The 22,570-nt window shown below is 62.5% G+C and carries 24 protein-coding genes, 1 tRNA gene and 1 other annotated feature; of the genes, 14 read left to right on the forward strand and 11 right to left on the reverse strand.

The window, feature by feature from the left end; all coding sequences use genetic code 11:
• Window positions 1-56 precede the first annotated feature (56 nt).
• Entirely contained in the window at window positions 57-926 is an 870-nt protein-coding gene (locus P73_RS01495; protein WP_043868156.1) for a branched-chain amino acid aminotransferase, read from the reverse strand.
• A 165-nt stretch (window positions 927-1,091) separates the two neighbouring features.
• On the opposite strand from P73_RS01495, the gene P73_RS01500 reads away from it, so the two are divergent.
• The 5 genes from P73_RS01500 to dxs all read left to right on the forward strand — a co-directional run bounded on the left by P73_RS01500 (window position 1,092) and on the right by dxs (window position 5,413).
• On the forward strand, window positions 1,092-1,604 hold the full coding sequence (locus tag P73_RS01500; RefSeq protein WP_043868157.1) for a MarR family winged helix-turn-helix transcriptional regulator: 513 nt from the start codon (window positions 1,092-1,094) through the stop codon (window positions 1,602-1,604).
• A complete protein-coding gene (locus tag P73_RS01505; protein WP_043868158.1) occupies window positions 1,601-2,299 on the forward strand; it encodes a response regulator in 699 nt (232 codons plus the stop codon). Before P73_RS01500 ends, P73_RS01505 begins: the two co-directional genes overlap by 4 nt.
• A gap of 65 nt (window positions 2,300-2,364) precedes the next feature.
• Window positions 2,365-2,604: an exodeoxyribonuclease VII small subunit gene (locus P73_RS01510; protein WP_043868159.1), complete on the forward strand. Its 240-nt coding sequence runs from the start codon at window positions 2,365-2,367 to the stop codon at window positions 2,602-2,604.
• Window positions 2,604-3,470 (forward strand): polyprenyl synthetase family protein, encoded by an 867-nt coding sequence (locus P73_RS01515; RefSeq protein ID WP_082033091.1) that lies wholly within the window; start codon window positions 2,604-2,606, stop codon window positions 3,468-3,470. The genes P73_RS01510 and P73_RS01515 overlap by 1 nt, the downstream gene beginning before the upstream one ends.
• A 14-nt stretch (window positions 3,471-3,484) precedes the next feature.
• A complete protein-coding gene (dxs, locus tag P73_RS01520; RefSeq protein ID WP_043868160.1) occupies window positions 3,485-5,413 on the forward strand; it encodes a 1-deoxy-D-xylulose-5-phosphate synthase in 1,929 nt (642 codons plus the stop codon).
• Here dxs and P73_RS01525 read toward each other — a convergent pair.
• Entirely contained in the window at window positions 5,410-6,003 is a 594-nt protein-coding gene (locus tag P73_RS01525) for an exopolysaccharide biosynthesis protein (RefSeq protein ID WP_052452981.1), read from the reverse strand. The genes dxs and P73_RS01525 overlap by 4 nt on opposite strands.
• Before the next feature lie 224 nt (window positions 6,004-6,227).
• Between P73_RS01525 and P73_RS01530 the strand changes: the two genes are divergently transcribed.
• Entirely contained in the window at window positions 6,228-7,439 is a 1,212-nt protein-coding gene (locus P73_RS01530) for an MFS transporter (protein ID WP_052452982.1), read from the forward strand.
• On the opposite strand, the gene P73_RS01535 is transcribed toward P73_RS01530, so the two are convergent.
• Window positions 7,394-8,260: an SDR family oxidoreductase gene (locus tag P73_RS01535; RefSeq protein WP_043871305.1), complete on the reverse strand. Its 867-nt coding sequence runs from the start codon at window positions 8,258-8,260 to the stop codon at window positions 7,394-7,396. The two genes, P73_RS01530 and P73_RS01535, sit on opposite strands and share 46 nt — an antisense overlap.
• Before the next feature lie 116 nt (window positions 8,261-8,376).
• Here P73_RS01535 and P73_RS01540 point away from each other — a divergent pair, with 116 nt between their 5' ends.
• Window positions 8,377-9,861, forward strand: coding sequence for an AMP nucleosidase (locus P73_RS01540; protein WP_043868162.1), 1,485 nt, complete (start codon window positions 8,377-8,379; stop codon window positions 9,859-9,861).
• 131 nt (window positions 9,862-9,992) lie between these two features.
• Window positions 9,993-10,280 carry an HU family DNA-binding protein gene (locus tag P73_RS01545; protein ID WP_043868163.1) on the forward strand — a complete coding sequence of 96 codons (288 nt, stop codon included), beginning with the start codon at window positions 9,993-9,995 and terminating at the stop codon, window positions 10,278-10,280.
• Between the two features lie 138 nt (window positions 10,281-10,418).
• Here P73_RS01545 and P73_RS01550 read toward each other — a convergent pair whose 3' ends face one another.
• On the reverse strand, window positions 10,419-10,907 hold the full coding sequence (locus P73_RS01550) for a MarR family winged helix-turn-helix transcriptional regulator (protein WP_043868164.1): 489 nt from the start codon (window positions 10,905-10,907) through the stop codon (window positions 10,419-10,421).
• 790 nt (window positions 10,908-11,697) lie between these two features.
• Here P73_RS01550 and P73_RS01560 point away from each other — a divergent pair.
• Window positions 11,698-12,920 (forward strand): IS3 family transposase gene (locus P73_RS01560; RefSeq protein ID WP_420836116.1). Its coding sequence is split into 2 segments (ribosomal slippage): window positions 11,698-11,986 and window positions 11,986-12,920, totalling 1,224 coding nucleotides; the frame shifts between segments, so codons are not numbered across the junction.
• Window positions 11,979-12,095, forward strand: a sequence feature (AL1L pseudoknot). It overlaps the preceding gene by 117 nt.
• A gap of 1 nt (window position 12,921) precedes the next feature.
• On the opposite strand, the gene P73_RS01565 is transcribed toward P73_RS01560, so the two are convergent.
• From P73_RS01565 to tnpA, 4 genes are all read right to left on the reverse strand, one after another.
• Window positions 12,922-13,791 carry a DUF262 domain-containing protein gene (locus P73_RS01565; protein ID WP_052452983.1) on the reverse strand — a complete coding sequence of 290 codons (870 nt, stop codon included), beginning with the start codon at window positions 13,789-13,791 and terminating at the stop codon, window positions 12,922-12,924.
• Window positions 13,792-13,999: 208 nt separating this feature from the next.
• Window positions 14,000-15,556, reverse strand: coding sequence for an IS66 family transposase (gene tnpC / locus P73_RS01575; RefSeq protein ID WP_043868168.1), 1,557 nt, complete (start codon window positions 15,554-15,556; stop codon window positions 14,000-14,002).
• Window positions 15,557-15,610: 54 nt separating this feature from the next.
• Window positions 15,611-15,958: an IS66 family insertion sequence element accessory protein TnpB gene (tnpB, locus tag P73_RS01580; RefSeq protein WP_082033335.1), complete on the reverse strand. Its 348-nt coding sequence runs from the start codon at window positions 15,956-15,958 to the stop codon at window positions 15,611-15,613.
• On the reverse strand, window positions 15,958-16,377 hold the full coding sequence (gene tnpA, locus P73_RS26730; RefSeq protein ID WP_420836115.1) for an IS66-like element accessory protein TnpA: 420 nt from the start codon (window positions 16,375-16,377) through the stop codon (window positions 15,958-15,960). Before tnpA ends, tnpB begins: the two co-directional genes overlap by 1 nt.
• A 13-nt stretch (window positions 16,378-16,390) precedes the next feature.
• Here tnpA and P73_RS01590 point away from each other — a divergent pair, with 13 nt between their 5' ends.
• Window positions 16,391-16,780 carry a type I restriction endonuclease subunit R, EcoR124 family gene (locus P73_RS01590; RefSeq protein WP_043868171.1) on the forward strand — a complete coding sequence of 130 codons (390 nt, stop codon included), beginning with the start codon at window positions 16,391-16,393 and terminating at the stop codon, window positions 16,778-16,780.
• A gap of 112 nt (window positions 16,781-16,892) precedes the next feature.
• Here P73_RS01590 and P73_RS24690 read toward each other — a convergent pair whose 3' ends face one another.
• Both P73_RS24690 and P73_RS01595 read right to left on the reverse strand, forming a co-directional pair.
• Window positions 16,893-17,639, reverse strand: a complete 747-nt coding sequence (locus P73_RS24690; RefSeq protein ID WP_074743480.1) for an RES family NAD+ phosphorylase — start codon at window positions 17,637-17,639, stop codon at window positions 16,893-16,895.
• Window positions 17,620-18,012, reverse strand: coding sequence for an antitoxin Xre/MbcA/ParS toxin-binding domain-containing protein (locus tag P73_RS01595; protein WP_043868172.1), 393 nt, complete (start codon window positions 18,010-18,012; stop codon window positions 17,620-17,622). The genes P73_RS24690 and P73_RS01595 overlap by 20 nt, the downstream gene beginning before the upstream one ends.
• 667 nt (window positions 18,013-18,679) lie before the next feature.
• Here P73_RS01595 and P73_RS26300 point away from each other — a divergent pair.
• Window positions 18,680-19,165 (forward strand): toll/interleukin-1 receptor domain-containing protein, encoded by a 486-nt coding sequence (locus P73_RS26300; RefSeq protein WP_245629218.1) that lies wholly within the window; start codon window positions 18,680-18,682, stop codon window positions 19,163-19,165.
• Window positions 19,166-19,407: 242 nt separating this feature from the next.
• Here P73_RS26300 and P73_RS01600 read toward each other — a convergent pair.
• Window positions 19,408-19,483 (reverse strand) — tRNA-Lys (locus tag P73_RS01600).
• Window positions 19,484-19,599: 116 nt separating this feature from the next.
• Between P73_RS01600 and dapF the strand changes: the two genes are divergently transcribed.
• The 3 genes from dapF (at window position 19,600) to petA (ending at window position 22,562) form a co-directional block, all read left to right on the forward strand.
• Entirely contained in the window at window positions 19,600-20,433 is an 834-nt protein-coding gene (dapF, locus tag P73_RS01605) for a diaminopimelate epimerase (protein ID WP_043868173.1), read from the forward strand.
• Complete coding sequence (mtaB, locus tag P73_RS01610) at window positions 20,433-21,692, forward strand: tRNA (N(6)-L-threonylcarbamoyladenosine(37)-C(2))-methylthiotransferase MtaB (protein ID WP_043868174.1); 1,260 nt, start codon at window positions 20,433-20,435, stop codon at window positions 21,690-21,692. The genes dapF and mtaB overlap by 1 nt, the downstream gene beginning before the upstream one ends.
• A 306-nt stretch (window positions 21,693-21,998) precedes the next feature.
• Window positions 21,999-22,562, forward strand: coding sequence for a ubiquinol-cytochrome c reductase iron-sulfur subunit (gene petA, locus P73_RS01615; RefSeq protein WP_043871307.1), 564 nt, complete (start codon window positions 21,999-22,001; stop codon window positions 22,560-22,562).
• The last annotated feature ends 8 nt before the right edge of the window (window positions 22,563-22,570 follow it).

Raw genomic sequence — 22,570 nt, forward strand, 5'->3', positions numbered from 1 at the left:
GCTCCGGCCAGTCAGTCGGCGACAGGATGGCCGAGAGCCCTTGATGTCCGGTTAACTCAGCTGCGCACGAGGGTTTCGTAGCTTTCCGCAATGTCGCGGGTGAGGGCGCCGACCTCGAAGCTGTAGTCGCCGATCTGGCCAACCGGTGTCACCTCTGCCGCGGTTCCGGTGAGGAAGCACTGTTCGAAGCCCTCGAGTTCGGAGGGCTCGATCCGGCGTTCGTGGACGGTGACGCCCTTGTCCTCCAGCATGGAGATGACGGTCTGGCGGGTGATCCCGTTGAGGATCGCGTCGGGGATGGGCGTGTGCACCTCGCCGTCCTTCACGAAGAAGATGTTCGCGCCCGTCGCTTCGGCCACATAGCCGCGATAGTCCATGAACAGCGCATCCGAGCAGCCCTTGGCCTCGGCAGCGTGTTTCGACATGGTGCAGATCATGTAGAGGCCGGCGGCCTTGGCGGAGGTGGGGATCGTCTCCGGCGAGGGGCGTTTCCATTTCGCGATGTCGAGCTTGGCGCCGCTGGTCTTTGCATCGCCGTAATAGGCGCCCCATTCCCAGCCGGCGACCGCCATGCGCACGGGGTTGCGGTGCGCTGCGACGCCCATGTCGTCGCCCGCGCCGCGCCAGGCGAGCACGCGGACATAGGCATCGGTCCAGCCGTTCGCCTTCAGCATGTCGTATTTCGCCTTCTCGATCTCCTCGACCGAATAGGGCACCGGCATGTCGAGAAGCTCGCCGGACCGGCGCAGGCGTTCGGAATGTTCGACCGACTTGAAGATCTTGCCGTTGTAGCACCGCTCGCCTTCGAAGACGGAGGAGGCGTAGTGCATGGCATGGGTGAGGATATGAACCTGTGCGTCGCGCCAGTCGACAAGCTTTCCGTCCATCCAGATGAAGCCGTCGCGATCTTCGTAACTGCCCGCCATCGGGTTCTCCTTTTCTTTTCAGAATTCACGAAGTTGCGCAAAACGACCTGAAGCAAGATCTAATGTTGCGCGAAATCCCGGATTCGCTACCAATTCATTCTTGGAATGTCAACAACACTGACTTAAACTGACCGGAAATTATGCAGAACGGAGACGAGGCGACGCATGGCGGACGGCAAGACGGGCGGAGCGAAAAGCGGCGAGGCGCTCCTGTTCCTGACGGACGAGCAGCTTCGCAAGGGGATCGAGGCGATGTTCTTTGCCTATCGCGGGTTCACCGCCGATCCGGATCGTATTCTCGAGAAATACGGCTATGGGCGTGCGCATCATCGTGCGGTGCATTTCATCGGACGCTCGCCGGGGACGAATGTCAACAACCTGCTGGATATCCTCGGGGTGACGAAACAGTCCCTCAACCGCGTACTCAGGACGCTGGTCGAGGACGGTCTCGTAGAAAGCCGCGTGGGGGCGAAGGATAAGCGCGAGCGGCATCTGTTCCTGACGGAGAAGGGGCTTGCGCTGGAGGCCGAGCTGTCGGAAGCGCAGCGGGCGCGGATGCGCGCGGCCTATCGGGAGGCGGGTCACGAGGCGGTCGCGGGATTCCGGCGGGTTCTGGAGGCGATGATGGATCAGGACCAGTCGGAGCATTTCAACGCGGTGAAGGAGGGGAAGGGGTGAGCAACGAGATTCACCTGCTGATCGTGGACGACGACGAGCGGATCCGGGGGCTGTTGCAGAAATTCCTGATCCGCAGCGGGTTCTGCGTGACGGCTGCGCGGGATGCGGCGCATGCCCGGCGGCTGCTCGCCGGGCTGGAATTCGATCTCATCGTGCTCGACGTGATGATGCCGGGAGAGGACGGGATCTCGCTGACGCGCGATCTGCGCAAGAGAATGTCGACCCCGATCCTGCTCCTGACGGCGAAGGGGGAGACGGCGGACCGCATCGCCGGGCTCGAGGCGGGGGCGGATGATTATCTGCCGAAGCCCTTCGAGCCGAAGGAGCTTCTGCTGCGGATCAACGCGGTGTTGCGCCGGGTTCCGCATGTCGAGGAGGCGGAGGCGCCGCCGAAGTACCTGCATCTCGGGCGGTTGCGCTACGACGTGGAGCGCGGCGAGCTCTGGGAAGGGGAGCAGGTGGTGCGGCTGACGGCGACCGAGGCCCAGCTCATGCGGATCTTCGTCTCCTCGCCGGGAGAGCCGGTGTCGCGGACGGATCTCGTGGAACGGCTGGGCCGGGACGGCGGGCAGGCGCAGGAGCGGGCGGTGGATGTGCAGATCACGCGGCTCAGGCGCAAGCTCGAGGACGACCCGCGCCAGCCGCGCTATCTCCAGACCGTGCGCGGGGCGGGCTACATGCTGACGCCGGAATAAACGCGAACTGGCCTTTCCCCGTGGAAAGGCGTTATGGAGGACCGGTAGCAACCGGGAGCAGGAAGATGAGCGAGACTCAGGTCAGTGACATGTCCTTCGAACAGGCGATGGCGGAACTCGATCAGGTGGTGAGCAAGCTCGAGCGCGGTGACGTGGCGCTGGAGGACAGCATCCGGCTTTACGAGCGCGGCGCGGCGCTGAAGGCGCATTGCGAGCGCAAGCTCAAGGAGGCCGAGGAGAAGGTCGAGAAGATCACCGTCGGACCGGATGGCAACGCAGCGGGGACAAGCAAGGCGGACGTCTGATGCAGGACGCACTTTCCGGGTGCCGGGCGGCGGTGGACGCCTGTTTCGACACGGTGTTCGAGGGCTTCGGGACGCTGCCCGTCGAGGAGGGGATGCGCTATGCCGTGAATGGCGGCAAGCGGCTTCGCGCCTTTCTGGTGATGGAGGGTGCGACGCTGCACGGGGTCAGTCCCGAGCGGTCGGTCTGGGCCGCGGCCGCGATCGAGGCGCTTCACGCCTACAGCCTCGTCCACGACGACCTGCCCTGCATGGACGACGACGATCTGCGGCGGGGGCAGCCGACGGTCCACAAGCGGTGGGACGAGACCACCGCCGTGCTGGTGGGCGATGCGCTCCAGACGCTTGCCTTCGAGCTTCTGACGCGGCCGGAACTGGATGCACCGGCGGAGGCGAGGGGCGCGCTGGTCGCGTCGTTGGCGAAAGCCGCCGGGGCGCGCGGCATGGTCCGGGGCCAGGCGCAGGACATCGCGGCGGAGACGGCGCGGGCGCCGCTGACGCTCGACGAGATCACCGAGCTTCAGGCAAACAAGACCGGCGCGCTCATCGAATGGTCTGCGCGTGCGGGGGCCATTCTCGGCGGCGCGGATCCGGAGCCGCTCGGGCGCTATGCGCAGGCGTTGGGCCTCGCCTTCCAGATCCGGGATGACATCCTCGATGTCGAGGGCGATGCCGAGAAGACCGGGAAGGCCGTGGGCAAGGATGCGCGGGCGGGAAAGGCCACTTTCGTCTCCCTGCTCGGACTTGAGGGCGCGAAGGCCCGTGCTAGCTCTCTTGTGGACGAGGCCTGTGCGGCATTGAGCCCCTATGGCACACGGGCGGAAGCCTTGCGAGATCTGGCCCGGTTCGTTATCTCGCGGGAAACCTGAGAAAGCGAGACGCCATGTCCGACCGTCCAGCCACGCCGACCCTCGACCGGGTGACCGTTCCCGCCGATATGAAAGTCCTGTCCGACGCGGAGCTGAGGCGTCTGGCCGACGAGTTGCGCCAGGAGACGATTTCGGCGGTGTCGGTGACGGGCGGGCATCTGGGGGCGGGGCTCGGTGTGGTGGAGCTGACGGTGGCGCTCCATGCGGTGTTCGACGCGCCGCGGGACCGGATCGTCTGGGACGTCTCGCATCAGACCTATCCGCACAAGATCCTGACCGGACGGCGCGACCGGATCCGCACCCTGCGGCAGGAGGGCGGGCTGTCGGGGTTCACCAAACGGTCGGAAAGCCCCTATGACCCGTTCGGGGCGGCGCACAGCTCCACCTCGATCTCGGCGGCGCTGGGCTTTGCTGTGGCGCGCGATCTCGGCGGGGCGCCGGAGCACGGAATCGGCGATTGTATTGCGGTGATCGGCGACGGATCCATGTCGGCGGGGATGGCGTTCGAGGCGCTGAACAATGCGGGCCATCTCGGCAAGCGGCTGATCGTCGTCCTGAACGACAACGACATGTCGATCGCACCGCCGACCGGGGCGCTCTCCTCCTATCTCACGCGGCTCTATACCGGCGCGCCGTTCCAGGAGCTGAAGGCAGCGGCGAAGGGCGCGGTGTCGCTCCTGCCGCATCCGTTCCAGGAGGGGGCGAAGCGGGCCAAGGAGATGCTCAAGGGCATGGCCATCGGCGGGACATTGTTCGAGGAGCTCGGGTTTTCCTATGTCGGGCCGGTGGACGGGCATGACATGGAGCAGCTCCTGAGCGTGCTGCGGGTGGTGAAGGCGCGGGCCACGGGGCCGATCCTGATCCACGCGATCACGCAGAAGGGCAAGGGCTACGCCCCGGCCGAGGGGCGCGCGGACAAGGGGCATGCGACCGGCAAGTTCGACGTCGTGACCGGCGAGCAGAAGAAGGCGGCGTCGAATGCGCCGTCCTATACCTCGGTTTTCGCCAGGGCGCTTATCCAGGAAGCGGAAGCGGATGACAAGATCGTCGCGGTGACCGCCGCCATGCCGGACGGGACGGGGCTCAATCTTTTTGCGGAGCGGTTTCCGAAACGGTGTTTCGACGTGGGGATCGCGGAACAGCATGGCGTCACCTTCTGTGCCGGCCTTGCCGCCGGCGGGATGAAGCCGTTCTGCGCGATGTATTCGACCTTCCTGCAACGCGGGTACGATCAGGTCGTCCACGATGTTGCGATCCAGCGGCTGCCCGTGCGCTTCGCCATCGACCGCGCCGGGCTCGTGGGGGCGGACGGGGCGACGCATGCCGGGTCCTTCGACATCGCTTTTCTCTCCAACCTTCCGGGCATGGTGGTTATGGCGGCGGCCGATGAGGCGGAGCTGAAACATATGGTCGCGACCGCAGCCGCGCATGATACGGGGCCGATCGCCTTCCGTTACCCGCGCGGCGAGGGGGTCGGCGTTCAGATGCCCGAACGTGGAGAACCGCTCGAGATCGGCAAGGGCCGTGTGGTGCGCGAGGGGGAGCGCGTGGCGCTCCTGTCCTTCGGCACGCGGCTCGAACATGCGCAGCAGGCGGCGGAGAACCTCGCGGCGAAGGGGATTTCCTGCACCGTCGCGGATGCGCGCTTTGCCAAGCCGCTCGATCACGCGCTGATCCGCGATCTTGCCGCCCATCACGAGGCGCTGATCACGCTCGAGGAGGGCGCGATCGGCGGATTCGGGTCGCATGTGGCCGATTTCCTCGCGCGCGAGGGCGTATTCGACCGCGGTCTGAAATTCCGCTCCATGACGCTGCCCGACATCTTCATCGACCAGGCCAGCCCCGAGGCCATGTACCGGATCGCGGGGCTGAGCGTGGCAGATATCGAGGCGAAGGTGCTCGCCACGCTCGGTGTCGCGGATCTTGCGAGCCGGCGGGCCTAGAGCCCGGCGAGTTTCTGCGTGAGCAGGACGACGGCGACGGCGAAGCCCGCCACTGTCGCATAGCCGAAGAGCACGAGCAGGCCGTCGCGCACCATGATGCCGATCATGAAGAGGCTGATCGCGAAGCAGGCGACGGAGGTCACCATCGGCAGCAGCTCGAGAAACGGTATGATCATGCACAACAGGACGATCGTCACATAGACGAGGTTGTTCCAGGGGGGACGTGCGAGCACGGCGATGCGCCGCCCCGTGCGCCTGTCGATCCATTCCGCGGGTTTGCGCAGCCAGCCCACGGCATTGGAGACGCGGCCGCAGGGGAGTTGCCGGCGCCGGATGACACCGGGCAGCCAGAGGTGGTCGACACCGAGAATGGCCTGGATCGCGAAGAGCAGCATGATCACCGAGCCGACGGTGGGCATGCCGGGGATGCCCGAGAGCGGGGAGACGAGCAGAAGGGCGGGGACCAGCAGCGCGGGCGCGAAGGAGCTATGGCCGATCTCGTCGAGAATCAGGTCCACGGTCACGGCGTCTCCGCTACAGGCGTGGTCCAGCGCGGTGAGGATGTCGTTGACGGTGCGGATTTCTGGCATGAACCTGCTCATGGGACCCTGATGGCGGGACAACGCGCGATGCGAGGAATTGGTTCAGCATGCCCACGGCGATTTACGCGCCGGTGCGGATATGCAGTCTCCGCGGACCGGGTTTGAGCAAAAGGGCGCGCAATCGCGGTTGATCGGCCCTGGCGGTTCGGCGAAGTCTTGGGCCACGCACAGACCGGACGCGCGCGCGTCCTCCCACGCAGGATTTCCGACGGATGACAGATCTCGCCACGGCCCCGGCCCATATCCGGCCCGGCATCATCCAATTCGCGCTGGCGATGGGCGGATTCGCCATCGGAACGACGGAATTCGCCTCGATGAGCCTTCTGCCCTATCTCGCGCGCGGGCTGGGGATCGGGGAGGCGGAGGCGAGCCATGTGATTTCCGCCTATGCGCTGGGCGTGGTGGTCGGGGCGCCGGTGATCGCGGTGCTGGCGGCGCGGTTCGAGCGGCGGCGGCTCCTCGTGGCGCTGATGGGCCTGTTCTGTGTCGCGAACCTGATGTCGGCCTTCGCGCCGGATTACGGCACGATGCTTCTGTTCCGGTTCCTCAGCGGGGTGCCGCACGGCGCCTATTTCGGCATTGCCGCGTTGATGGCGGCGTCGCTCGTGGCGCCGAACCAGCGGGGCAAGGCGGTGGCGCGGCTCATGCTCGGGCTCACCATCGCGACCGTGCTCGGCGTTCCGATGTCGAACGTGCTGGGACAGAGCGTTGGCTGGCGCTGGGCCTTCGCGCTTGTCGCGGTGCTGGCGGCGGTGACGGGGGTGCTGATCCTGACCTACGCGCCGCGGGGGCCGAAAGGCGGGGCGAGTTCCGATCCGCTGCGCGAGCTTTCCGCGCTGGGCAACCGGCAGGTGCTTTTGACGCTCCTGAGCGGCGCGGTGGGATTCGGCGGGTTCTTTGCGATCTATACCTATCTCGCCTCGATCCTCCTCGAGGTGACGCATCTGCGCGAGGATGTGGTGCCGCTCTACCTCGCGGTGATGGGCATCGGCATGACCTTTGGCACGCTGATCGCGGGCTGGGCGGCGGATCGCGCGCTCAACCTCTCCGTTTTCCTGCTGTTCGCGATCAATATCGGACTGATGCTGTCGCTGCCCGCGCTGGCGGGGCAGGCCTGGGGCATGCTCGGTTTCGTGGTCGCGATGGGACTGGCGGGCGGATTTCCGATCCTCGGGCAGACGCGGCTGATGCTGGTCGCGGGAGAGGCGCAGTCGCTGGCGGCATCGCTGCATCACTCCGCCTTCAACGTGGCCAATGCGTTAGGGCCGTTCGTCGCCTCGCTCTTCATCGCGCGGGGCTACGGGTTTCCCTCGGCGGGCTATGTCGGTGCGGCACTGACGCTGGGCGGAGCGATCATTTATGCGATCACCCTGATGGATTATCGCCGCATCCCGGCGCGCAGCGCGCGCAGGCCGGAGCGGTAGTCGGGATAGAGGAGCGTGATGCCGAGCTCGCGCTTCATCCGGTCGTTCCGCACGCGCTTGCTTTCAGCATAGAAGCTGCGCGCCATCGGCGTCATCTCCGCGGGTGCGAAGTCCTCCGCCGGCGGCAGTGGCAGGCCGAGGAGTTCGGCGGCATATCCGATCACCTCCTCCGGCGGTACGGGAAGATCGTCGCAGACGTTGAAGATCCCCTGCGACCGCCGGTCGATGCCGGCCTCGAGCACCTGCGCGATATCCTCGACATGGATGCGGGAAAAGACCTGTCCGGGCTTCACGATCCGACGCGCGGTTCCGGCGCGGAGCTTTGCGAAGGGGCCGCGCCCCGGTCCGTAGATCCCGGCGAGGCGAAAGATGGCGAGCGGAAAACCGAGCGTGCGCGCCGCCTCCTGCCAGTCCGCTTCGGCCTGCACCCGTGCGATGCCGCGGCGCGTGGCGGGGGTGAGCGGCGTGTCCTCGTCTACCCAGCCGCCGTGATGATCGCCGTAGACGCCGGTGGTGGAGAGATAGCCGACCCATTGCAATTGCGGCGCGGCGGCGCGCAGGGCACTGTGCCAATCCCGGAGCATCGGGTCGCCCTCCGCATCGGGAGCGGCGGACACGAGAAGGTGCGTGGCACCGCAAAGATCCGCCGGCACCGCATCCTGCCCGAGCAGCAGCGGCCGGACGCCCGCCGCCTCGAACTCCTGCGCCTTTGCGGGCGTTCGCGTGGTCCCGGTGATCGTCCAGCCCCGCGGCAGGAGATGCCGGGCGAGGGCCTGCGCGCTGTAGCCGTGGCCGAAGGAAAACAGGTGTGGTCTCGTCATGCGATTTGCCTCCATGGGGCGGGTCTTGCGTCCGCCGCCGTCTTGGTCTCAACTGATCCGGAACATGCCGCGCGCCGGTTCGATGCCGAGAGACATATAATAACAAGGGAAAAGGGATGAACAGCAGGACCAGGACCCTGAATGTCGAGACACCGCCGGCACGCGCGCCGCGCAGCTTCACCGATCCGTCGGAGGCGGTCGATTGTCTCGAGGCGCTCTATGCCGAGGCGACCGGCTACCTGACGGAGAGATTTTCCGACCTGGCTCGCGGCGGTGCCCCGAAGGCGCGCTACCGCGCCTTCTATCCCGAGATCCGGGTGGCGACCACCTCCTATGCGAAGATGGACAGCCGCCTGTCCTTCGGACATGTGGCGCGGCCCGGCGTCTATTCGACCACGATCACCCGGCCCGATCTCTTCCGCAACTATCTCGTGCAGCAGATCGCCCAGATCGTGCGCAACCATGGCGTGAGCGTGGAGGTGGGGCCGTCGCAAACTCCGATTCCGATCCATTTCGCAGTGGCGACGGATGACAACATCACCGTGCCGCAGGAGGGCGCGATGTCCTATCCGCTGCGCGACGTCTTCGACGTTCCCGATCTGACGACAACCCACGACGACATCGTCAACGGGTTCGATTTCAAGCATGCGGACGGGTCCGCCGCGCTCGCACCCTTCACTGCGCAGCGGATCGACTATTCGCTCGCGCGGCTGTCGCATTATACGGCCACCGATCCGGTGCATTTCCAGAACCATGTCCTGTTCACGAACTACCAGTTCTACGTCACGGAATTCGAGGCCTATGCGCGGGCCATGCTGGCCGATCCGGCAAGCGGCTACACGAGCTTCGTGTCGACGGGGAATGTGGAAATCACCGAGGCCGACACGCTGATCCCGCCGACGGCGAAGATGCCGCAGATGCCGGCCTACCATCTCAAGCGCCCGGACGGGCAGGGGGTGACGCTGGTGAACATCGGGGTCGGGCCGTCGAACGCGAAGACGGCGACGGACCATATTGCGGTGCTGCGGCCGCATGCCTGGATCATGGTCGGCCATTGCGCCGGGTTGAGGAATTCCCAGCGGCTCGGCGATTTCGTGCTGGCGCATGCCTACCTGCGGGAGGACCACGTGCTCGACGACGATCTTCCGGTCTGGGTGCCGATCCCGGCGCTGGCAGAGATCCAGACCTCGCTCGAGGACGCGGTCGAGGAGGTGACGGAGCTCGAGGGCTACGAGCTCAAGCGGATCATGCGGACGGGTACGGTGGCGACCATCGACAACCGCAACTGGGAGTTGCGCGACCAGTCGGGGCCGGTGCAGCGGCTGAGCCAGTCGCGTGCGATCGCGCTCGATATGGAAAGCGCGACCATCGCGGCGAACGGATTCCGCTTCCGTGTGCCTTACGGCACGCTCCTCTGCGTCTCGGACAAGCCACTCCATGGCGAGCTGAAGCTGCCGGGGATGGCTTCCGAGTTCTATACGACGCAGGTTGCGCGGCATTTGCTCATTGGAATTCGCGCAATGGAAATCCTGCGCGAAATGCCAATCGAACGCATTCACAGCCGAAAATTGCGGTCTTTCGAGGAGACAGCCTTCCTCTGAGCGGCATTTTCGCTTCGAAATGGGCGAAAAACGCCCCGTAACGTACACTAGGCGTTGTGCGTCCCCTCAATATTCGCTTAGAAATGCGCAATAACCCCCAAAGTCATGGGGGATGACGAGGAGATACAGACATGACGAAACCGATGACCAAGACCCAGCTGGTTGCCGCTCTCGCCGACGAGATGGGATCCGACAAGAAATCCGCCGGTGCCGCCCTCGAGGCGATCACCAGCATCATCACCAAGGAAGTGTCCGCCGGCGGTGCCGTGACCCTTCCCGGTGTCGGCAAGATCTATTGCCGTGAGCGTCCCGAGCGCATGGTGCGCAACCCGCAGACGGGCGAGCAGATGAAGAAGGAAGCCGACAAGGTCGTGAAGATGACGATCGCGAAGGCGCTGAAGGACAGCGTGAACGGCTGAGCCGTTCTCTGCATGTATCAGGCAAAGGGTCGTGCCGCGGGCGCGACCCTTTCTCTTAGCGCGAGAGGCCGGAGGTGCGGCGGCCGGGCTCTGCCAGGGCTCAGTCCTTCTGGAGGCGTGTCATATGCGTGTTGCGCGTCACGAATGTCGAGAGTGTCCGACCTTTTGTGTATGGCTGAACTGCCTTGCCTCTTCCTGATCGAAGCACTGGAGCAGCTTCTTCTGCATCTCCAGAGTGCGGGACATGCCGTCGAGCACGACCTCGTGCCCGTGCGGGGTCAGTTCGAGAACCCTTTGCCGGCGGTCTTTCTCGCCGGTTCCGATCCGCATGAGGCCCCGCTTCTCGAGCAGGGTTGCCGCCCGTCCGCAGCTTGCCTTGTCGATCCTCGACAGCTCGGCAATGTCCGTGACCGAGCGCCGGGGATAGCAATAGGTCACGGTGAGGAGAATCCACAACAGCGGGGTCATGTTGAGCCCCTTCATCGTGTCGTCGAAGAAAAAGAGGAAAACCTGATAGGCGCGCCTCAGGAGGTGACCGGGATTATGGGACACCAGCTCATAGATTTCGTCGCCGGCTAACTCCTCGAGGTTCACGTGCCGGGCTTCTCGGTCGATGGATCGGGACATGCGTTTCTTATCCTTGTGTCATCGGGCGCTCGGTTGGTTGCGGTTGGAGCAGCATGGTCACCCGTCCTCGAAGGCCCGAGGCTGACACGTTTTGCGACGCAGGTCCGCCAACGCCTCGTAACCCGAATATATGGGATGGAAGCGCGAATCCAGTTCGGACAACGCCGAGCGTTCCGATGCACGGGACAAATCAGGTGTCACCCCGACATCTGGTGTCGTCTTTCGTTTGGTGTCGAACGACACATAGTTTGGCGCCTGGAGTTTATGCAAGCACCTGTTTTCTTGTAATTCGAAGGCGTGGCTCCGACAACAAATCGGCTCTTTTCGACAGTTGGTTTGGCACCTAGCTGGCTGGGACGGTCGCGTTAGGGCAACAAAAAAGGCCGCCCATCGGGCGGCCAAGAATGCGTAGAAAATCGCAGGATGCACTGGGTTTCGATGACTGGGTAGGGTGCTGGCCCAGGTAGATTTTGGGGGATGAACTTCGCTAAATCTGTGCCAGTAAGTGGTCTCTTAAGCGCGCGAGTGCGTCGGCGAGGTTTTCCATTGAGTAGTGAAAAGAAAAGAACCCGATCAAAAGAAGCACTGCGATCAGGGGCAATAGAAAGGCTCCCGAAATGAGCAATATCACGTACCTCGCCTTTGACTGCTGTGTATTGCTCCTATGATCCGCCCAAGCTTTTCGAAGTTCGTCACCAAGAATTGCGCTTACCCCGAAGGCTGCTAACAGAGCCAAGTGAACCGCTCCGGGTTTGCCGGAGGCTCCAACTCTTGAGTAGGATGGAGCATCATGAGCAAGACAACGAACAAATATTCCCCTGAAGTGCGCGAGCGAGCGGTTCGTATGGTTTTGGACAACGCCGGTCAGCATGAGAGCCGCTGGCAAGCGATCGTATCGATCTCGGCGAAGATAGGCTGTTCGACGAACACGCTGAATGACTGGGTCAAAAAGGCAGAGATTGATCGTGGCGACCGTGCTGGGGTCAGTACCGAGATGGCCGAGAAGATGAAGGCGCTGGAGCGCGAGAACCGCGAACTCAAGCAGGCGAATGAGATCCTGCGGAAGGCGTCGGCGTATTTTGCGATGGCGGAGCTCGACCGCCGACCGAAGTCATGATCGCCTTTATCGACGATTATCGTGGAGAGCTCGGGGTCGAGCCGATCTGCAAGCACCTGCCGATTGCCCCGTCCACATACTACGATCATCTGGCCAAACGGGCCGACCCTGATCTGCGCTCGGATCGGTTCAAGCGCGACGACGAGCTTCGCCCCGAGATCGAGCGCGTGTTCGATGAGAATTACAAGGTCTATGGCGTGCGCAAAGTCTGGCGCCAGATGCGGCGGGAAGGATTTGATGTGGCCCGATGCACGATAGCCCGGTTGATGAAGGATTTGGGCCTGCAGGGCGTCATCCGGGGCAAGCCGCATAAAACGACGATCCCTGACAAGAAGCAGCCGTGCCCGATGGACAAGGTAAACCGGCAATTCCGGGTGCCGGCACCGAACATGCTCTGGGTCAGCGATTTCACCTATGTCGCCACCTGGCAAGGGTTCGTTTATGTGGCATTCGTGATCGACACGTTCGCGCGCCGGATCGTTGGGTGGCGCGTCAGCCGCACGGCTCACACAGGCTTCGTTCTCGACGCTTTGGAACAGGCTGTTCATCAGCGGCAGCCTGGTGTGGGACTGATCCATCACTCAGACCGCGGATCGCAATACCTGGCGATAAAATACACCGAACGCTTGGCCGAGGCAGGAATCGAACCCTCGGTCGGCAGCGTCGGTGACAGCTATGACAACGCTTTGGCCGAGACAATCAATGGTCTCTTCAAGGCGGAGGTCATCCACCGCCGTGGCCCGTGGCGCAGTCTGGACGCCGTGGAATACGCCACTCTGGAATGGGTCGACTGGTTCAACAATCGCCGCCTCCTCGAGCCCATCGGGAACATCCCACCAGCGGAAGCAGAGGCAAACTTCTACGCAGCTCTGGTAACTAAGACCATAGCCGCATAACTTAAACCAAACAGCCTCCGGCAAACCCGGAGCGGTTCAGATTGTGCTCTTCCATAGCTTTCAGTGTGTTTCGAGCCTTCTGGAAAGCGCTTTCGAAATTTTTAAGGTCATCTTTTGTAAACTCGCTATCTGGAAAATCATCGGACTCGGCATCCTCGATGTCGGCTTCGCTCTCAGGGAGCTGATCCTCGTCAAAGTCATATTTCGCATAAAGCTCATCAATGTGGCTTTGAGGAAAGCCGACGAAATCGCTTTCCAACAGCACAAGCGCTAAGACAGAGATAAATTCGACGTCTTTCATCCGGGCAGACTTGGCTTGACTCGACACGCCGACATCTCGCCAAAAGGTTTCGTCCACTGCCTCTTTTTCAGCGCGGTTGATTAGCCAACCATCAAAGCGAGCATGGCGAAGCTCCTGCTCTCCAAGTTTCTTCTGGTTCTTGTTGACCCTTTGAAAGACTTCGCCCCAATCGACCTCTGCCTCCGAGCGGATTTGTTCGACCATGAAAATGTAGTTGTAGAAGTGTGTTTTGTCTTCGTCACTGATTTCAATGAATTTCTTGCCTCGCAGCCGGGCAACGCTGAAGTCTTTGCCGATGCGAATTTTCCCGGCATGAAAATCCAAGACCGTGCTCAACCTTTGTTTGCCGTCGACAACATTGTAGAGGGGCCCTTTTGCCGTATTTTCCTTTTGAAGGTAGACAGCTGGGCACGGGTAGTTATTGAAGATTGTGTCAAGGAAGAATTGCTTATCCTTGTAAGTCCATACACTCTTCCTCTGATAGGGCGGATCAAATTCGAGGCGATTTTGTGTCTGCATGTCGATGAACCACGAAAGGTCCTGCTGATTGGGGTTGCGGTGAAACGCCATGGAGAAAGCCTCAAAATTCTAGATTGTTCTGCGATGTGCTATCTGGCCGTATTTTCTGAGGATGCCGCCAGCTTGTTTGGCCTGATAGTTGCACCGAAGACGCTGGAGTTCAACTTGTGGATTGGAGCCAAAGTTGTCGCAGGCTGGTTCTCAGTGGTGCTCCTTCTGAGCTCACTCTTCGTAAGCGGCGTCTGCGCCCCACCGGAGTTCAGCTTGACGGCGTGAAGTTCCACGGCAGGAGCTCGTCGATTCGGTGCGCAGGATGGCCTGCCGCGATCGCCTCGAGCGTCGCCTTGAGGTAGGCGAAGGGCTCCACGCTGTTGATCTTTGCGGTGGCGATGAGCGAGGCGATGCGGCCCCAGGTGCGTCCGCCTTCATCGTGCCCAGCAAAGAGTGCGTTCTTCCGTGTCAGGGCGATCGGCCTGATGAGGTTCTCCACGGCATTGGAGTCGATCTCGACGCGGCCGTCCTGCAGGAAGGTCTGCAGCCCGTCCCACTGCCGGTGGATGTAGGCGAGTTTCTCTCCGAGGCGGGACTTGGCGGAGACCCGGCGGCGCTGGAACTGCAACCATTCGCCGAACTCGGCCACCAGCGGCGCGGTGCGTGTCTGTCTCGCCGACAGGCGCTGTCCCGGTCCCATGCCGCGGATCTCGGTCTCGATACGGTAGAACTCGGCGATCCGGCGCAGCCCCTCGGCGGCGACCTCCGATCCGTCGCGGTCAAAGACTTCCTTCAGCTTTCGGCGCGCATGTGCCCAACAGTGTGCAACCGTGATCGGCGCCCCGCCCGTGCGCGAGGGGCGCGTCAGCCGATCGTAGCCGGCATAGCCGTCCAGCTGCAGGATGCCGTCAAAGCCCTGCAGGATCTGCTCCGCGTTCACGCCGGCGCGGCTCGGGTGATACGTGAAGACCACGCCGGGCGGGTCATCGCCGCCCCAACCCCGATCGTCTCGGGCCAGCGCCCAGAGGAAGCCGGTCTTCGTTCGGCCCCGCCCGGGTTCCAGAACCGGCGCCGTGGTTTCGTCCATGAAGAGCTTTCCCGAGCTCTTCAAATGCTCGGCGAGCCGATCGACCACCGGGGCAAGGTGGAAGGCCGCGGTGCCGACCCAATCGGCGAGCGTGCTGCGCTGGAGCTCGATCCCAGAGCGCGCGAGGACCTGGCTCTGGCGATACAAGGGCAGATGGTCGGCGAACTTGGCGACGAGCACATGCGCGATGGCGCCCTCGGTCGGTAACCCGCCCTCGATCAGGTGGGCGGGGGCCGGAGCCTGGGTGATCCCTTCGGCGCAGGCACGACAGGCATACTTTGGCCGGACCGTCACGATGACGCGGAGCTGGGCCGGCACGATGTCCAGCCGCTCGCTGCGGTCCTCGCCGATCCGGTGCATCGTGCCGCAGCCGCACGGACAGTCCAGGCTGGCCGGCTCGATCACCTGCTCGGTCCGGGGGAGTCCTTCGGGCAGATTGCCTCGGTTGCGCCGGACGGTCTTGGCTCGCCGCGGACCGGACGAGGCCGGGGCGTCTTCATCCTGCTGCGCCTCGACCTCGGCAACGGCAGTTTCCAGGTCCTCGAAGGCCAGCTGCCGCTCGTCCTCGCTGAGCCTCTCGGACTTCTTGCCATGCACGACCTGGTTCAGCTCGGCGACGAGATGCTCGAGGCGCTTGTTGGCTTCCCTGAGTGCATCGCGCTCACGCAGCACGGCCAGAACAGCTTCACGCTGGTCTTCCGGAATGGCCGACAGGTCGAGGGATGGGGCGCTGGACATGGCGGGATCATACCCTGCTCCCGTCTTCGGCAGGCAGGCTTTCCCGCCCCTGAGTCATTCTGCCACAGCCGGGCGGCGCGCTTCCAGGGACCGCACCCGCCGCCAATCCAGCCCGGCGAACAGCGCCTCGAACTGGGCGCGGTTCAGCGTCATCGCCCCATTCCGGATCGCGGGCCAGGTGAAGGTGCTCTCTTCCAGCCGCTTGTAGGCCATGACGAGGCCGCTGCCGTCCCAGAACAGGATCTTCATCCGGTCCGCGCGCTTCGCCCGGAAGACGAAGACCGTCCCGGTGAACGGATCCTCGGCCAGGGTCGACTGCACCAGGGCGGCCAGGCCATCATGTCCCTTGCGGAAGTCTACCGGCTTCGTCGCCACCAGGATGCGGACGCCTTGGGACGGCATCAGCACGTCGGTGCTTCCAGAGCATGCACGATCGCCGCGATCCGATCTGCCGGTGTGTCGGGCGACAGCTCGATCTGCATCGCTCCCCTGATAATCCGGATCATATGCTCGGGCGTCGCGCTCGCCGGCCCGCTCATCTCGGCCGGATCGCAAACGACCAGCGGCGTGAAGACAGGACCGCCGATCTCCTCGGCGGGGAGAACCAGCTGTCCCTGCTTTGCTAAGCGCCGCCAGGCGGAGAGCTGGTTTGGGCGGATGCCATACCGACCGGCCACAGCATACACTGTCGCCCCCGGCTCCAAGGTCTCTGCCACAGCGCGAGCCTTAGCATCGTCCGGCCAGCGCCGGTGACCCGACGCGTAGATCTCGACGCCCAGAGATTTGAGAAACGAATTTGTGGCGCACATTGCGAAACGCACTCCCCATCATGAGATGGGTATCACCTCGCAGCGCCAGAGCTCATCTACAACGTGGGCCGCAGACGCCGCTTACCACTCTTCGTTGGGCGCATCCCATGATCTGCCCACAATAACAAGCGCCCACCAGACTACTGCGACGTTCGAAGAGTTCTGGGCAGAGAAGCGCGAAGCGGCATTCCAAGCGATTTACATAGAAGAAAGGTTGGATCGTGAAGGTTTTGCCGGGTTGCTGGAAGCTTATCAGTTTTCCAGCAAGCGCCCGCTGACCGATGAGGTAATTGCGATCATGGCCGAAGTGCCCGGCATTCTTCCGCGAGAACCCTCTGTGGAGCGCGTTGCGAAACGGATGGTCGACTTCATCGAGTCCTTTGAAGAAGGGATGGGAGACATTGAAGGGGTATAGGCTTACAGAACGACGACAACACGAATGGGAATCTGATCCCCGCGCGCTGCATTTGTCGAATCGGGACTTTTCGCCTCCCACACACAGCGGTTTAAGCTAGTAAATACGGGTACTATGCAGCGAGGATGTCGGCATCTAGGCTTAGGGTTCGGGGGTCGATTAGGTTTTGTTCGTCATCGCCAGAGTTGTTGAACGCATAGAGAGACGCAACTTTTTCACCGTCCCATGAATACCTGAAGTGCTCTCCTTGAATAGCTCGATCAAGGACATCGCCGTCCGTTACGCAGATACGAATGCCGCTTGGTCGCTCGGTGGAACGGAATAGCACGCCTGACAGACCTTCCGCCATGGCGCGCTCCAATAGTGACTTTCCAAGTTTACGCCGCTCCGACTGGGAAAGTTCGACGGATACCGCCCGCAGGTCCAGAAACTGACCAGATACCTTTCGGCTCAACATTCGCATGTCTAGTCCGGTCGGAGCTTCTGCTGTGCGATTAAGAAATAGCTCTCGCTTCGCGACAGAGACCGCCAAAGCAGTCTGTTTATCTTGCGACATTTCCAGGCAGCGTACGAACCGATCGAAGAACCAACTCCCTTCCGGGTTCGAATAGGCGAACGGAGCATGGTTCCAGTTTTGAAAACGTGGAGACGCATCGTCTACGGCTACACCCCATTGCCCGAGCAGGCGCTGCTTTTCCTTGACACGCGGATTGTGAAGTTCTGCGACCGCTGCAACCTCATCGTCATGCCCACCCGCTATGCGCTGATAAAGCGGTACGGGTGGGAAACGCGAAGGTATAAGTACATAGAAGACATCGTTGATTTGCGTGACACCAAAGTCATCCGCCGCGTTGTGCATCAAGGTATTCTCTCACTTTGTAGATATCGACAACGTTTCCATCGAGCATCACGTCGAGTGCGCTTCGATTATCGAAAAAAGCGTTAGGCTTTTTTACCCATTCATCGGCCGCTTCAGGGTTGGGCAGGACTATCTGCAGAGATTTGTAAATGCCGAGCAAGTGAGAAATACGCTCAATAGTATCGTGGGGGAGATTACCCCCCGATTTCTTCCACTTGAAGAAAGTTGAGCGCCCTGGCGAGCCAAGCAGCGTAATCTGTTCATCAGTCGAGAGCTCCCAGTCTTCCGCAAGCCTAGAAAAAGCGTCCATGATGGCTGGAATCCTAAACGCTTCCGCGCCTTGTCCGGGCGCAGAGCCTATGTGTGATTGCATGAATCCTCCTGCCGTCCTCTTTTGGACTTGACTGTCAAAAAAGTCCTTATATAGACTGTCCATATAGGGACTCAATGGAAGTATTAGTCCACTCAGTTCAAAATGCAACAGAAAGGAGCAGTTCAATGGCTGGTAAGGGAAATGGTGGCGGTGGATACCGCAGTGCAAAATCTGGCCGCTACGTGACAAAGTCGTACGGGAAGTCGCATCCGCGGACGACAGTGAAGGAGGCGCCGGGGAAGAGCGGATCAACCAATGGGAGTTATCGCAGCGCTATCAGTGGCCGGTTCGTTACTGCGAAGCACGGCAAGGCGAATCCGAACACCACTGTCCGAGAGAGATAACCAATGAGTATTTCAGACGATGGTTAACAACAGCAAATATGCATCCGCATTTCCGCCAAGTCGGGCCGCGGTGAAATAAAGGAAAAAGCATGGCTAGATGCACGGCACCAGTATACGGTCACAGATCAGCGGCAGCAGCGGCCAATTGTCCCGCATGTGGAGGACGTTACGGTCGATCTAGAAGCTACGGCGGGTTCGGCGGCGGATATAGCAGTTACGCTTCAAGCGCTCCTCCTTCGCGCTCTTCAGGGAGCAGTAGTAGGGCCAGCGGTGGCGCAGGCCGTCGCACCGTGAAACCGCGGTGGTCGGGTGCTAGTTCGGCTATGTTGTATACGCCTGAGCAAGTGCTGGCGCTCACGCCGATTCGAGAAAATGTGGAGCACCTGGCAGCCTCCCAGCCTGATCTTCGAGACGTATTTCTCTGCCATGCTTGGGATGACAGGCAAGGCTCTGCCAAAGAACTGCATGACTTGCTCGAAGCCCAAGGTGTGCGCGTGTGGTTCAGTGAGAAAGATCTTGGCCTCGGTGTTCCAATGATGCGCGCAATTGATAGGGGCTTGGTAAATTCGCGCGTTGGTATCGTTTTGGTGACACCCGCGATGTTGCGACGACTACCAGCAGAAGGAGTCGCGGACAAAGAACTGTCTGCGCTCCTACGACGCGAGCGACTAGTCCCGGTTGTTCATGGAACAACCTATGAGGAGCTTGAGGCAGTTAGCCTTCTATTGGCGTCCAGGGCAGGTTTGAGTACTGCCGAAGAGTCGATGGCGGAAGTCGCGGCCAAGATCGCTGAGCTAATTACCGCTTGATCGTTTTGGAAGGTCAAAGCGAGCCCTGCATGTTGCATGTACGGTTAGGTACGTGCCACGAAACGATCCCTGATGGTGTTCGGACGGATATCGCTTAGAGTTCAGTCACTGCAGCAGTGGAGCCATTTTTCAGTTAGCCAACCTTGACCAAGCAACTCTGCTGACCGAGATTGCACCAATGGACAGAAACCTGTCACAAATGGCCAAGTCGGGTGTCACCCGACAATCGTCATTTGGAGAAGTGGTGAGCCGTGCAGGATTCGAACCTGCGACCCACTGATTAAAAGTCAGTTGCTCTACCAACTGAGCTAACGGCCCACTCTCGGCAGCCCGCGTCGGGCTGTGCGGGGGAACTAACGTCGCAAGACGAGAGCGTCAAGCCGAAAACTGAGAAATTCTTGGAAAAGGTTTCACGAGGGTATATATGCGCGGCCATGCGACAAGATCTGGCCTCCACAGACCTGCCCTTTCTGAAAATGCACGGGCTGGGCAATGACTTCGTGATCATCGATTCACGGGGGCGCGATGCCCTTGTCTCGCCGGAGCTCGCGCGCGCTATCGGGGACCGGCATCGCGGTGTGGGTTTCGACCAGCTCGCGGAGATCCGCGACGCGGAGGAGGCGGATATCGCGCTCGATTTCTGGAATTCGGATGGGTCGCGGGCCGGCGCCTGCGGGAATGCGACGCGCTGCGTCGGTCGGCTGATGCTCGACGAGAGCGGTCGGGACAGCGTGTCGATCCGCACCGAACGCGGTGTGCTGAGTGCGCGGCGTGCGGGCGAGGAAGTGTCGGTGAACATGGGGCATCCGCAGCGGATGTGGGACGAGATCCCGCTGTCCCATCCCGTCGACACGGATTTCCTCCCGCTCGAGGGGGAGCCGGTGGCCGTCGGCATGGGAAACCCGCATGCGGTGTTCTTCGTTCCCGATATCCGCGATGTCGACGTGGCGGGCCGGGGCCGCAGGGTGGAATGCGATCCTCTGTTTCCCGAACGCACGAATGTGGAATTTGCCGAAATCCGCGCACGCGACGAGATCCGCATGCGCGTCTGGGAACGCGGGACGGGCATTACCCTGGCCTGCGGGTCGGGCGCCTGCGCGACGGCGGTCGCGGCGCATGTGCGCGGATTGACCGACAGGACCGTGCGTATGGAAGTGGACGGCGGCTGGCTCACGCTCGACTGGCGCGAGGACGGGGTCTGGATGACGGGGCCGACGCAAACGGTCTTTGCCGGCCGGTTCGATCTTTCCTTCCTGGAGCGGGTCTGATGTCCGACAACGCGCCCGTCTTCGCGACGCTCGGCTGTCGCCTCAATGCCTATGAAACGGAGGCGATGAAGGAGCTCGCGGCGAGCGCGGGGGTCGAGAACGCGGTCGTGGTGAACACCTGCGCCGTCACGGCCGAGGCCGTGCGCAAGGCCCGCCAGGAGATCCGCAAGCTCCGGCGCGAGAACCCGGCGGCGAAGATCATCGTCACCGGCTGCGCCGCGCAGACGGAGCCGGAGACCTTTTCGGCGATGGCCGAGGTCGATCTCGTCATCGGCAATTCGGAAAAGATGCAGGCCGAGACCTGGCAGGCGATGGGACCCGATTTCGTCGGAGAGACCGAGCGCGTGCAGGTCAACGACATCATGTCGGTGACGGAAACGGCGGGTCACCTGATCGACGGGTTCGGGCGGCACCGCGCCTATGTGCAGGTGCAGAACGGCTGTGACCACCGCTGCACCTTCTGTATCATTCCCTACGGGCGGGGCAATTCGCGCTCCGTGCCCGCGGGTGTCGTGGTGGACCAGATCAGGCGTCTCGTGGACAAGGGCTTCAACGAGGTGGTGCTGACCGGGGTCGACCTGACCTCATGGGGTGCCGATCTTCCGGCGGCGCCGCGTCTGGGCGATCTGGTGATGCGCATTCTCAAGCTCGTGCCGGACCTGCCGCGGCTGCGGATCTCCTCCATCGATTCCATCGAGGCGGATGAGATGCTGATGCAGGCCATCGCGACGGAGCCGCGCCTCATGCCGCATCTGCACCTGTCGCTTCAGCATGGCGACGACCTCATCCTCAAGCGCATGGCGCGGCGGCATCTGCGCGACGACGCGATCCGGTTCTGCGAGGAAGCGCGCAAGCTGCGTCCCGAAATGACCTTCGGCGCGGATATCATCGCCGGCTTTCCGACCGAGACGGAGACACATTTCGAGAATTCGCTGCGACTCGTCGCGGAATGCGATCTGACCTGGCTGCACGTCTTTCCCTATTCGAAGCGGGAGGGCACCCCGGCAGCGAAGATTCCCCGCCAGGTGAACGGAAAGGTCATCCGCGACCGCGCGGCGCGGCTGAGGGCCGCGGGCGAACGCCAGGTCGAGAAGCACCTCGCGGCGCAGGTCGGTCGCGCGCACATGGTGCTGATGGAAAACGACCGGATGGGCCGGACCGAACAGTTCACCGAGGTCGCCTTTGCCACGCCGCAGAGGGAAGGGGCGCTTCTTCGTGCCACGATCACCGGCATCTCCGGGGCCCGCCTCACCGCATGAAGCCGCGCCGTTGTTCCGTCCGCCGCTGTCATCCGAAAATACGACGGAGGGCATCCCGAGGCGGGTCCGATGGTTTTCCGGGAAATTCCCGCGCGGCGGACGGTTAGGGGGCACATGCCCGCAAGGCGCCGCCGATCCCGTTCCCCCGGAGACACACCGCGACAGATCGCGCATCTTCACGACCCATTGAATGCTAGACGCAAGCCCTCCCTCTCGCTAAAAGCGCCTCGAAGGGCTGCGGGGACGAACCGCGGCTTCTCACGCATTGGCCGGTCGCCGCCGGCTTGAGAGAATGGAGATTTGCTCGTGTCCCACGTAGACGAACACGAAGGCACCCGCCGCGATTTCCTGTACTACGCCACTGGTGGCGCCGGTGCAGTCGCCGTGGGGGCCGCCGTCTGGCCTCTGGTCAATCAGATGAATCCTTCTGCCGACGTCCAGGCCCTGTCCTCGGTCCGCGTGGACATCAGCGCCGTCGAAACCGGCACGCAGCTCACCGTCAAGTGGCGCGGCAAGCCGGTCTTCATCCGCCGGCGCACGCAAGAGGAGATCGACACGGCCCGTGCCGTCACGATGGACCAACTCGTCGACCCGGTCGCGCGCAACAACAACCTCGAGGACGGCGCGGATGCCGAGGACCAGAACCGTACGATCGACGAAGCCGGCGAATGGCTCGTCATGATGGGAGTCTGCACCCATCTCGGCTGTGTGCCGCTCGGCGACGGCGCCGGGGATTTCGGCGGATGGTTCTGCCCCTGCCACGGCTCGCATTACGATACCGCCGGTCGCATCCGCAAGGGACCGGCGCCGGAGAACCTTCCGGTTCCCGTGGCCGCGTTCGACGGCGAGACCGAGATCGTTCTGGGCTAAGGGAGAAA

Origin of the sequence: Celeribacter indicus, assembly GCF_000819565.1 — a bacterium.
GTDB lineage: Bacteria > Pseudomonadota > Alphaproteobacteria > Rhodobacterales > Rhodobacteraceae > Celeribacter > Celeribacter indicus.